The organism is Myroides sp. TSA_177.3 (assembly GCF_052691955.1).
The window spans coordinates 68,338-80,240 of record NZ_JBQZGD010000015.1 but is presented as its reverse complement, the minus strand read 5'-3'; the positions used below and the strand labels follow the sequence as shown (position 1 = coordinate 80,240).

13 protein-coding genes are annotated in these 11,903 nt (G+C 39.3%); 10 read left to right on the top strand and 3 right to left on the bottom strand.

Annotation, left to right across the window (positions count from 1 at the left end):
* Positions 1 to 318: 318 nt before the first annotated feature.
* The 7 genes from ACUTSE_RS13620 to ACUTSE_RS13590 all read left to right on the top strand — a co-directional run bounded on the left by ACUTSE_RS13620 (position 319) and on the right by ACUTSE_RS13590 (position 5,773).
* Positions 319 to 612 carry a thioredoxin family protein gene (locus tag ACUTSE_RS13620; RefSeq protein ID WP_002991869.1) on the top strand — a complete coding sequence of 98 codons (294 nt, stop codon included), beginning with the start codon at positions 319 to 321 and terminating at the stop codon, positions 610 to 612.
* A gap of 15 nt (positions 613 to 627) precedes the next feature.
* A complete protein-coding gene (locus ACUTSE_RS13615) occupies positions 628 to 1,632 on the top strand; it encodes an NAD(P)/FAD-dependent oxidoreductase (RefSeq protein ID WP_445640625.1) in 1,005 nt (334 codons plus the stop codon).
* Between the two features lie 113 nt (positions 1,633 to 1,745).
* Positions 1,746 to 2,750, top strand: coding sequence for a thioredoxin-disulfide reductase (gene trxB / locus ACUTSE_RS13610; protein WP_445640624.1), 1,005 nt, complete (start codon positions 1,746 to 1,748; stop codon positions 2,748 to 2,750).
* A 159-nt stretch (positions 2,751 to 2,909) separates the two neighbouring features.
* Positions 2,910 to 3,950: an NAD-dependent epimerase/dehydratase family protein gene (locus ACUTSE_RS13605; RefSeq protein WP_445640623.1), complete on the top strand. Its 1,041-nt coding sequence runs from the start codon at positions 2,910 to 2,912 to the stop codon at positions 3,948 to 3,950.
* A 28-nt stretch (positions 3,951 to 3,978) separates the two neighbouring features.
* The gene (locus ACUTSE_RS13600; protein WP_445640622.1) at positions 3,979 to 4,377 is read left to right on the top strand and encodes a cytidine deaminase family protein; all 399 of its coding nucleotides are present in this window, start codon (positions 3,979 to 3,981) and stop codon (positions 4,375 to 4,377) included.
* 17 nt (positions 4,378 to 4,394) lie between these two features.
* Entirely contained in the window at positions 4,395 to 4,949 is a 555-nt protein-coding gene (locus tag ACUTSE_RS13595; protein WP_445640621.1) for a dihydrofolate reductase family protein, read from the top strand.
* 53 nt (positions 4,950 to 5,002) lie between these two features.
* Entirely contained in the window at positions 5,003 to 5,773 is a 771-nt protein-coding gene (locus ACUTSE_RS13590) for a class I SAM-dependent methyltransferase (RefSeq protein ID WP_445640620.1), read from the top strand.
* Positions 5,774 to 6,428: 655 nt separating this feature from the next.
* Here the strand turns inward: ACUTSE_RS13590 and ACUTSE_RS13585 are convergent.
* The gene (locus ACUTSE_RS13585; protein WP_445640619.1) at positions 6,429 to 7,652 is read right to left on the bottom strand and encodes an MFS transporter; all 1,224 of its coding nucleotides are present in this window, start codon (positions 7,650 to 7,652) and stop codon (positions 6,429 to 6,431) included.
* Between the two features lie 67 nt (positions 7,653 to 7,719).
* Positions 7,720 to 8,274, bottom strand: a complete 555-nt coding sequence (locus tag ACUTSE_RS13580; protein WP_445640618.1) for a Crp/Fnr family transcriptional regulator — start codon at positions 8,272 to 8,274, stop codon at positions 7,720 to 7,722.
* Between the two features lie 411 nt (positions 8,275 to 8,685).
* Here ACUTSE_RS13580 and ACUTSE_RS13575 point away from each other — a divergent pair, with 411 nt between their 5' ends.
* Complete coding sequence (locus tag ACUTSE_RS13575) at positions 8,686 to 9,108, top strand: hypothetical protein (RefSeq protein ID WP_445640617.1); 423 nt, start codon at positions 8,686 to 8,688, stop codon at positions 9,106 to 9,108.
* A gap of 77 nt (positions 9,109 to 9,185) precedes the next feature.
* Here ACUTSE_RS13575 and ACUTSE_RS13570 read toward each other — a convergent pair whose 3' ends face one another.
* On the bottom strand, positions 9,186 to 9,734 hold the full coding sequence (locus ACUTSE_RS13570; protein WP_002991891.1) for a GNAT family N-acetyltransferase: 549 nt from the start codon (positions 9,732 to 9,734) through the stop codon (positions 9,186 to 9,188).
* 123 nt (positions 9,735 to 9,857) lie between these two features.
* On the opposite strand from ACUTSE_RS13570, the gene ACUTSE_RS13565 reads away from it, so the two are divergent.
* Together ACUTSE_RS13565 and ACUTSE_RS13560 are read left to right on the top strand one after the other, a co-directional pair.
* On the top strand, positions 9,858 to 10,745 hold the full coding sequence (locus ACUTSE_RS13565; RefSeq protein ID WP_445640616.1) for a helix-turn-helix domain-containing protein: 888 nt from the start codon (positions 9,858 to 9,860) through the stop codon (positions 10,743 to 10,745).
* A 122-nt stretch (positions 10,746 to 10,867) separates the two neighbouring features.
* Entirely contained in the window at positions 10,868 to 11,902 is a 1,035-nt protein-coding gene (locus ACUTSE_RS13560; RefSeq protein WP_445640615.1) for an efflux RND transporter periplasmic adaptor subunit, read from the top strand.
* Position 11,903: the final 1 nt, after the last annotated feature.

Here is an 11,903-nt window from a genome sequence, read left to right as displayed (position 1 = left end):
GGGCAACGAAGGGTCGCATCCCGCGCTGACGGAATACCATGTGGAGTGACTGGTTAGCGTAACAAGTGTTGAGTAACGGATGCGATGCTTCCTTCGTCAGCATGACATACAAACCTTACAAAGCACAAACCTTACAAAGCACAAACCTTACAAAGCACAAACCTTACAAAGCACAAACCTCACAAAGCACAAACCTCACAAAGCGCAAACCTCACAAAACACTCCCTGCTGTGATTTATCCGATTTTTACTCCAACTTGTGCAACAGCGGTTTGTGCTACACCTTTTACTTTTGAAGTAAATTAAAAACAAGATAAAGATGAAAGTAGAAGACCTATTAGGAAAATCAGACAAACCGATTTTATTGCAATTTTTTGCTGAATGGTGTGGACCCTGTAAAATGTTATCGCGTATGATTGATGAGTCATTGGATGCAGTAACAGAAAAAGTTGAATTACAACGTATTGATGTGGATCACGATCCGCAATTAGCTGCTGAGTTTTTTGTTCGTGCGGTACCTACCATGGTATTAATTGATCAACAAGGAGCAATCTTATGGAAACATACAGGAGTGATGGCAGTACCTGATATTTTAAAACAAGTAGCACAATAAAGTAAAGATTATTTTATGACTTCAAGACGAGATTTTTTACTCAAGAGTAGCTTGTTTACCTCGGGTTTGCTAATGTCCGATTCTTTGTGGTCATTTACTCCCTTAGCCCCCGAACAGCGCGATACCTTATTTGATGTTGTCATTGTAGGGGGTAGTTTCTCGGGGTTATCAGCGGCTTTGGCCTTGGGGCGTTCCAATCGCAAGGTATTGATTTTGGATACGCAGAACCCATGCAATAAAATGGTGAAGCATACCCATAATTTATTGGCGCAAGACGGTAATTCCCCAGTCGTGATTGCCCATCAGGCAAAAGAAGATGTGGTGCGTTATGACACTGTTCACTATTACTTAGATGAAGTAACGGACGTGAAAAAGAAAGAAGGAGAGAGTTTCACTGTACAGAGTAAAGAAGGAAAAACCTTTCGTGCAAAGTATGTTTTATTTGCAACAGGACTGACGGATATTATGCCAGATATCGCTGGTTTTGAGGCTTGTTGGGGAACTTCGATTTTACATTGCCCTTATTGTCATGGGTATGAAGTAAAAAATAAGAAAACCCTGATTTTAGGAAATGGCGATTTAGCCTTTCACTATGCTATTTTAGTCCATAATCTTACTTCAGATTTGCAAATTGTAACCCAAGGGAAAGCTAGTTTTACCCCCGAACAACTGCAAGCGCTGGCAAAGAATAAAATTGGAATAATTGAAGACGATATTACTCAGTTAATCCATCATCAAGGACAGGTGACGCGTGTTGTTTTAAAAACCGGTCAGGTTGTAGCTACTGAAGCTATTTATGCTAAACCCGATGCAAAACAACATTGTGCGATTCCCATTCATTTAGGATGTACGTTAACACCACAAGGTTTACTTCAAGTAAATGCAAAACAAGAAACTAGTGTTTCAGGTATTTATGCCTGTGGTGATACGAGTAGTTTTAGATCCTTAGCCACTGCTATAGCTACTGGATCCCAGGCAGGTGCATCGATTAATATGCAGCTGTGCTTGGATAATTTTTAAAGTACTACCATCAACCGATAGTAATTTTTTTTATGTTATTGTTGAGATGCAGCAAGTAAAGGAGCCTCTTTTACTTGCTGCTATATTTCCTATATTTTAAATCTATAGACAAGATGAATATTCACGATTGTATTATTATTGGATCGGGACCTGCAGGGTATACTGCAGCGATTTATATGGCCAGATATGGAAAAACACCCCTTATGTTCACAGGTCTTCAGTTGGGCGGACAACTAACCCAAACGACAGATGTGGATAATTTTCCAGGGTATCCCAAAGGGATACAAGGAATAGAATTGATGACTGATTTACAGGAACAAGCCGAGCGATTTGGTACACAGATTATCTACCAAACGATTGAGGAAATTGATACCCGTGATCGTCCTTTTAAGTTGATTACCAATACAGAGGAGGTGTATTATGCACACAGTGTTATCGTGGCCACAGGGGCTAGTGCAAAGTGGTTGGGCTTGCCGAATGAAACACAATATTTTGGCAAAGGACTTTCAGCTTGTGCAACTTGTGATGGTTATTTCTATAAAGGAAAAGACGTTCTCGTAGTAGGGGGTGGTGACACCGCTATTGAAGAGGCTTTTTTCTTAGCTGGATTAGCTCGAAAAGTTTACGTACTGGTGCGCAAGGATTATATGCGTGCTTCGCAAATATTAATTGACCGATTAGCGAATTACAGCAATATCGAAGTTCAATTTAATAAGGAGGTTGTGGCCCTTTTGGGAGATCAAGACCAATTAACTGGGGTTGAAGTACTGGATAATACAACCCATACGCAAGAAATGAAAGCGATTGATGGGGTATTTATTGCCATCGGACACCAACCGAATACTCATATCTTTAAAAATAAATTAGCTTTGGACGCACAAGAATACATCCGTACAAAAAAAGGCAGTACCTATACGAATATACCTGGCATTCAGGCTTGTGGAGATGTTCAAGATACGGTCTATCGACAAGCCATTACAGCGGCAGGAACAGGATGTATGGCTGCCATTGACACCCAACAATTTTTGGCTAACCGCCTGATTAAAAATGGCTTTTACTGTGTGCCTATGCACAGAGAGGAAGAAGAACTATATCAACAAGAAGCATTACTGCTTTAGTGTATTGATGTCGATGTCTAACATAAAAAGGCATAACCTAGCTTGTTTTTTGGTGTATTTTTCTGAGGATTGATCATATAAATGAAGGTGAATTTGCGAAAAGCTTTTATCTTTGAATTGGTGAGTACTCGTGCTTGCTTCAAATAGAAATACAACAGAATGAAAGTAATTATTATTGGTGCTTCTGGACAACTAGGCTATGCTTTTTATCGTGAATTAAGTCAAAGAGACTGCCAATTGGTACTCGTTTCTCGTACAGACTTGCCTTATGCTATTGAAGCATCTAAAGCTCAACATTGTCGTCTCGATCGAAAGGATTCCAAAGGGCTCCATCAACTTCTAAAAGATGGTGCGGATTGGGTTATTGATCTTTTAGCCTTTCATCCCCAAGATGTCGTGCAACTGTTGCAATATCAAAGTAATATGGGCCATTTGACGGTTATTTCTTCTTCTAGTGTTTATGCCGATACAGCAGGACGCACTTTAGATGAAGCAGGGTTACACGGTTTTCCATTATTTGAGAAACCGATTGTAGAAACACAAGCGAGAGTGGCTCCTGGTGACCAAACCTATTCAACACAAAAGGTGGCGGTAGAAAATGTTTTGCTAGAACAAGCACAGGTTCCCTTTACAATTCTGCGACCTTGTGCTATTTATGGGCGTTTTACACATCATCCACGAGAGTGGTGGGTAGTGAAACGCATACTGGATCAACGTCCATTTATCCCTATTACCTACGAAGGAACAAGTTTATTTCATACCACGGCCGCTCAGCTGGTGGCGCAAGTAGGTTTCGCTGCTTATCGCCATAAAACAGCAACTATTGTGAATGTAGGAGATGAAAACCCTTTAACCGTATATGAGATTATCACCTGTATTGCTGATTATTTGGGATACGAGGGGAAAATAATTCCTATACCAGCAGTGAAGGCTCCATACCAATGGGTAGGTGTATCTCCTTGGTCTGTGCCTCAGCCTTTTTTATTGGATACAGCCGTATCAAAAGAACTACTTGCTACAGATCATCAGGTACTTCCAAATTATAAGACAGCCGTACTGGATACAATTGGAGGATTGCTTCAACAAGCAGCGGGTGAAAATTGGCAGGTGAACTATCCCCAATTAGCCGCATATCCATTTGAGCAATTTAATTATGCGCTTGAAGAGGAGTATGTAAAACAGTATGGATTAATTAGCTAGTTAAGAACGATCATAAACAACGATATCCATGGAATTTAGTGTATTAAAAGAACATGCTTTAGCTTATGCAAAGCACAGAGAGATTAATAATTTTGTCGCTTGTGGCTCTGTGGCTGCGGCCATTTTAACGGCAGAAGGCAAGGTGCATGTCGGTATTAGTATTGATACGGCTTGCTCTATGGGATTTTGTGCAGAACATGGGGCTGTAGCAGAAATGCTCAAGCATCAAGAAGTAAGAATTGAAAAAGTAATCGCTGTAACAGATTCAGGTACGATTGTACCACCATGTGGGCGTTGTCGTGAATTGATGAGTCAGCTCACACAAGAAAACAACCAAACCCAAGTAATGATTAATGAAGATACTATTGTAACCTTGGAGTCACTATTGCCGACAGATTGGAAGCCTCATGTAGTGAAACATTGGTAAAAAAGATAGTGTAAAAAATGAGAAATGTTATTTTATATATCGCGATGAGTTTAGATGGTTACATTGCCTCGCCTGATGGAAGTGTAGCTTTTTTAGATGATTTTCAGGATGAAACAGTAGGGGATTACGGATACCAAGATTTTGTATCGACTATTGATACCTGCATAATGGGGAGTGCTACTTATCGCGCAATCTTAGATTTTGGTTTTCCTTGGCCTTATATGGAACAAGAAACTTATGTGATTACGTCGAACAAACAATTGACAATCGAAAGCCCGAAAACAAGCGTATTAGCTATGGATATCACAGCGACGATTCAACAATTAAAACAACAAGATACAGGAAAGGATATCTGGCTCGTTGGAGGAGGTCAAGTCGTTCAAATGGCATTAAATGCAGGAATTTTGGATCAAATGATTCTGTCAGTTACACCAAAATTACTCGGAGCAGGTATTCGTTTATTCCCTGAAGGGATTTTGCCTTCTCATTGGGAACTTACTGATACCAAAACCTTTAAAACAGGGATGGTCGTCTTGACTTATACGAAAAGAAAAGAAGAGGAAGAGGCGTAAATCAAAAAGAGAAGTCGTATCTTTATAAGATATCCACTTAAATACATATTGTAATGCAAATCCAAAAATCAAATACTACGCGATTTTCAGATCGCGTAGCCGATTATGTTCGCTATAGACCAACCTATCCCGTAGAGATGATTGACCGATTGGAAAAAGAGGTCGGATTAAATTCTCAATTTGTTATTGCAGATATTGGTAGTGGAACAGGATTTTCATCTCAGCGTTTTATTGAGGCAGATGCCATTGTTTATGGTGTAGAGCCCAATAAAGAAATGAGACAAGCCAGTGAGGTGTTCTTCCAAGGGGCTAAAAACTTTAAAGCCCTGGAAGGAACTGCAGAACAAACCAATTTGGCGACGCAATCCATCGATTTGATTTTTTGCGGACAGGCTTATCATTGGTTTGATTTTGAAAAAGCACAAGTAGAATTTAACCGAATCCTGAAACCTACAGGGGTGATTGTTCTCGCTTGGAATGAACGCAGTAGACTTGATCCACTGCAACAAGAATATGAACAGTTGATGCGTGATTTAATCCCAGAATATAGTCAAGTAACACACCGAAATATCGACTTAGAAGATATTCGTGCATTTTTAGCTCCGCGCATCATGCAAACAGAGATGTTGTATAACCAACAAATTTTCGATCTGGAAGAACTAAAAGGACGCTTGAAATCATCCTCTTATGCTCCTAAAGAAGGAGATGCAAATTACGAACAAGTCATGGAAGCAATTGCAACTCTCTTTGCTAAATACCAAGAAGACGGTAAGGTAATATTTCGATATGATACCTTGTTGTATATTGGGAAGGGGGCTTTGTGAGGTTTGTTGTTTGTGAGGTTTGTTGTTTGTGAGGTTTGTTTTTTGTGAGGTTTGTTTTTTGTGAGGTTTGCTCTTTGTGAGGTTTGTGAAATCGTGAAATTTATCGACTAAAGAAGATTGTTGCAAAAAAACAAAAAAGCATTATGTGAGCGCTGGATGCGACCTGACATACTGGGTGGTTACTGGGAGTGAATACAACACTAGTCACGCTGTATCGTCGCTCCACACAGTATCCCGTCCAGTATGTATTCACACCCAGTATGTCACCCCGACGGAGGAGGGGTCGCATCCGTCACTCAACACTTGTTGCTCTAACTAGTCACTCCACACAGTATTCCGTGAGCGCGGGATGCGACCCTTCGTTGCCTCAGGGGCATACTGGGTGTTGATTATGAGACGATGAGAAATTCTTTTTTAATCGACAAACCTCACAAAGCACGAACCTCACAAAGCGCAAACCTCACAAAGCACAAACCTCACAAAGCACAAACCTCACAAAGCACGAACCTCACAAAGCACAAACCTCACAAAGCACGAACCTCACAAAGTACGAACCTCACAAAGTACGAACCTCACAAAGTACGAACCTCACAAAGCACAAACCTCACAAAGCACAAACCTCACAAAGCACAAACCTCACAAACAACCCCTTAAACTATTCCCCCTCCAACTGTCGAACTCGTTTAATACTTCCCACTAATACTGCACAAAAACACAAGGCAATACCTCCTGCCACATATACATTTTGGACGCCGAATTGATCGGCTAATTCAGCGGTAAATAAGAGTCCTATGATTGCGGGTATTTGACAAATACTACCGATTAAACCAAAGATTCGACCTAAGTATTGGGATTCGAATTGCGTTTGAATCAAGGCTGTAATGGAACCTTCATAAAGCGGAACTGCAATACCTTGAAAAACAGTCAGCACAGCATATACAATAAACAAATGCGGGGCGAGTGAACCACATACCAAAAGAGCAAGTCCGAGGATGATATACCCCACAATAGCTAGCGATATTTTTCTAAAGCGTTGATTGAGCACAGCTAATAAACCACCACCCAATAGCAACCCAATACCAAAGAGAATTTCCACTAAACTAACTTGATAGGGGGTTCCTTTATAATAGTTTAGGGTAACCAAAGGTGTTACAGCTACAACAGGAAAGATGAAGAATCGCGCGATAATTTCAGAAAATAACAACCAAGACATCGGCCTGTTTTTTAGAATTACGCGACCACCTTCTACCATATCCTTAAAGACAGATGCTGTAGTTTCTGTTACTTTTTTCGTTTTGGGAAAAGAAACAAATAACAACATCACACACGCAATAAACGCACCTACCACATCCAATAACATCACGATGGTCATATTGTAATGCAACAGTAAGAAGGCTCCCAATGCGGGACCACTGATAAAAGAAACGGATTGTATGACTTCATTGACTCCTGCAACGCGGACCAATTGATCTTTTGGTGCAAGCATCGGTACCGTTGACTTCATCGCGGGAGAGTGAAAAGCACCCCCAATCGAACGAAGAGCCAAGAGTACATAGATGGACCAAAGTTCAAGGAGATTCAAGTAAAAAAGCAAGGCAATTAAGGCAGAACAAATCGCCACAAAGCTATCCGAAGCAATCATGGTTATTTTTTTGTTCCAACGATCCACAAATACCCCTGCAAACGGGCCTAAAAGAATTTGAGGTAATAATCCTGCAATAGTGGCATAAGCCAATACTTTGGCGGATCCTGTTTCCATTCCAATCCAAAGAACAAGTGCAAATTGAGCAATTGAACTCGTCAAGATGGAAAAGGTTTGCCCCGTCCAAATTAAAATAAATTTCTGTTTCCAGTGCTGTACATCATAAACCTGCGTCATGGTAAAACTTTTTTTTGCAAGAATAAAAGTTTATCCCTAGAGCTACGTTACCATTTGGTAACTTCGGTTATTTATCCAAAATTTTTCTGCGTAGTCGACTTAAAGATTGGGGAGTTAATCCCAAGAAAGAGGCGATGTATTTTTGGGGAACGAGTTGAAAAAGCTCAGGATCATTTTCTAACATCGAGAGATAGCGCTCTTTTGCTAATTGGTGGGACAAATCAACAGAAATACGCGTGACGTCAAAGTAGAATTTTTCAATTAAGATGCGAATTAAGTTGGAGATGTCATGCGAAGCTAAACAAAGTTCGTCTAAGTCCTTTTTATCCATGCGATAGGCTTCACTTTCTCCCACAGATTCAAGCAGGTAATTTGGTGCAATCTCACTGTAAATAACATCGCTATAACGTTCAAACCACAAGGTGTTTTCATCCCCATCTACTACTTTATAGGCCCTCCAAATGCCTTTAGAAAGAATATAAAAAGTTGATTTTGTGTTGCTATTGTCTAAAATGGTTTGCTTGTTGTCAAACGTAATGTGTTCCATTTTAGAAAGCAATAGCGTTAAAGCAGTTGCATCGATGTTGTATTTTTCAGAAAGATGGGTTAGAAGTTTTTGCATGGGGGATGGTTAAGGGTTAAGGGTTAAGAGTTAAGGGTTAAGGGTTAAGGGTTAAGGGTTAAGGGTTAAGGGTTAAGGGTTAAGGGTTGATGGTTAAGGGTTGATGGTTAAGGGTTGATGGTTAAGGGTTGATGGTTAAGGGTTAAGAGTTAAGAGTTAAGGGTTAAGGGTTGATGGTTAAGGGTTAAGGGTTAAGAGTTAAGGGTTAAGGGTTAAGGGTTAAGGGTTAAGGGTTAACAGTTAACAGTTAACTGTTAACCGTAAATGTACTGAATTTAGATAATTTATTTTCTGTGTTCTGTGAAATTTGATTTTGTTTATCAACTGAAATCCTTTGAAATGTCCACTCCTTTCTAAGTTATATCCATTGCCTCTAGGTGTTTAAACCGCGTCCTTTGTTAGAAAAATATCATGAGTACAATCAATGCAGTTGATTTTCCAATTGTGCATGTATCTATCGCATCTACACAAAAGGAAAAGAACCAAGATCAATATTTTATAGATTATGAGAATTTACTTCAACGAGGAGAAAAATTTGTCATGATTAATGAAGTAAGTGCTCCCGATGTGGAGGAGACAAAGAGCGATAAAGCGCATATGAAGAAGATGAACCTTTGGATGAAACAAAATAGAGTAGCGCTCTCAGAAAATGTTTTAGCAATGATTCAAGTGGAACCCGATGCAATCAAACGCCAAACAGCGATTGATTTTCAACCTATTTTTCAAAAATATTGGGGACATAAGCTGATTGTAGTTGAAACATATGAAGATGCGTTAGCCCTAGCCAAAGCAGAAGTAGAACAAGTAAATGAACAACAAAATAAAGGAGTCTAAAACAAACAATCAGTTATTTTTATTTTTTATGTTATGAGTCGAACGTCCAGATAAGATGAACTTGTCTGGACGTTTTTTTATAAGTATTCTGTATGTAGTAAAGCGAAAACAACGGAATCCTCATACATGTCATTTTTGAAATAATGATGTCTTAACTGTCCTTCACGTGTAAAGTTGAATTTTTCCACCAGTTTAAGTGAGGGTTGATTATCCGGACTAATAAAGGCTTCTATGCGTTGGAGATTCAGTTCATTGAAACCATAAGCGATTACATGAGTCATTATTTCAGACATGACGCCTTTTCCTTTATAGGCATCACTGTATAAACCATAGCCAATTTCTGCGCGACCGTGCTCCAGATACCAGGTATGAAAACCACAGTATCCAATTGGTTGTGCTGTCTGAGGATCTACGATGACAAACACATGAAAAGACTTGTTGTGTGTTCTAAAACCAAATACGGCTTTGTTGCGTTCAGCCGCAACTTTCTCTTGAGGTAATCCCATTAAACTCATAATGGCTTCATCGCTCGCTGTTTTTAAAAACGCTTCGTACTTTTCAGCAGTGAGTAGAAGCAAAGTATAATGGGGCGTGTGACGTTGTTCAAAAGTAATAGAGGAATGCATATAAATTATAGTTAAGTAAATACAAAGATAAATGATACAGCATAAACTATTCCTAGACTTTTTTGACTTTTGGATATCAATTTCAATTAAAGTGTTTATTTTTGATGAGGTAAGAAGGAAACTATGTTAGATGTAAATCTTAGAGAATTAGGTGTTAGCGTTCTGCATGCGAATCAAAACAATACGCATGCCATTGACGATGTACTCAATTATCTCGATTCGCGTATTGATAGTTATTCCATTTGTATTTTACAAAAAGGAACCATCTCCATTGAATACGATCAGGAAACCCATAATTTCAAGGAGAACTCCGTATTCATTGTCAGTTCTTTTATTCCTTTCACGGCCTATCCGCAATACTCTGAACAATTCGAATTACTGATGCTTACTTTTGCATCCAATATGCCCATTCCCTTAGAGTTTAGCAATGAATTTACGCAATTGATTACCTATTATTTCGCGAGGAAGTTTTATCCCATAAAGAACTTACCAGCAGAAGAATTAGCGCGTATCAAAGAAGTGATTCAGATGATAGATACGTACATTCAGCTTGATCCAAGTTATGCTTACCGCCTAGATAGCCTACAAGCGCTATTTAAAGTGTTTTTTTATGAGTTGGTTCGCATGGTTACCAAGTATGCCCAATTGATTGATGAAAAGCCAACAGTAAAGAAAAAACTATTTATGGATTTCTTTTTATTGGTTAAAAAACACGTGAAGCAAAATAGAACCTTGTCTTTTTACAGCGATCAGCTATTCGTTACTCCCAAATACTTATCTGAAGTAGTTAAGGAATATTACGGTTCATCGGCTAAAAAGCTGATTGAAGATATTGTTATTCACGAAGCGAAGTACTTATTAGCTGATCAGACGGTACCAATCTATGAAATTGCTACTATGTTGAATTTCAATGACCAATCCATGTTTGGCAAGTATTTTAAAAATGCAGCGAATGTATCTCCTAAAGCATATCGCGAGGAACTCCAAAAAAGGTTAATTGAACCAATATAAAGTCCTTTATCTCTTGTATTTTAATTAAAAAACAGAAATTTATACCAAATTAGAAGCAGTTTTCCCCTTCTGGGAACTGTGACTTTACTTGACCTTTGCTAAAGAATAAATAATCAAGTACTATGCAAAGGAATTTAGTAAGAGGCACTGTTTTTGCTGCCTTGCTGTTAACAACAATGAGTTGTGCAAAAAAAGAATCAAATCTTAGTGCACCTCCGACTGCTATACAAGTAAAAAGTCAAGTAGTCAAAAAAGTCAAGATTGCCAATCCAAAATCGTATGCTGCTACCTTAGAACCCGACCAAATGGCAACGGTAGGATTTGCAGTTCCGGGTACAATAACAGGCGTTTATGTCAAAGAGGGACAAACTGTTAGTGCCGGACAAGTATTGGCAAAATTGGATGATCAAGCGTATGCAAATACCTATCAAATTGCAGCTGCGAGTTATGATCAAGTGGTAGATTTATATCAGCGTTTACACAAGCTTTATGAGAAGGGAAGTTTGCCTGAACGCGATTACTTAGACGTAAAGACCAAATTAGCTCAAGCCCAAGCAAATAAAAACATCAACGCCAAACAGCTGAAAGACGCCAACTTAACGGCTTCTTTTTCTGGTATCATTACGATGAAAGCGGCAGAAAAGGGGATGGTAATTGCTCCAGGACAACCGCTATTTACCCTGTCTAATTTAGATGTCGTTTTTGCCAAAATTAATGTTCCCGAAAGTGAAATTAACCAATTTAAAAAAGGACAGCTAGCGAGTTTGTACATCCCTTCTTTACAAAAGGAATATCAGGGCATTATTGATTTGGTCAACCCACAAGCTGATCCAGTAACGCGAACGTATCGTGTAAAGGTGCGTTTGGACAATCAAAACCGCGAAATACTCGGAGGAATGTTAGGAGATGTGTGGGTAGCAGATGAACCAGAAGAACAAATTATCATCCCTGCTAGTGCCGTTCAGATTGGAGAGAATGGAGTTACCCATGTATATGTATTGGATGGAAGTTCTGCAGGGGTAGTACGAAAAAGAGTGAAAGTGGCACAAGTACGCGGATCAAGTGAATTAATCATTCAACAAGGCTTGGAAGCGGGAGAGCGCTTGGTGACAACGGCTAGCGCTAAGTTATATGAAGGCGCGGTAGTTGCGCAATAAA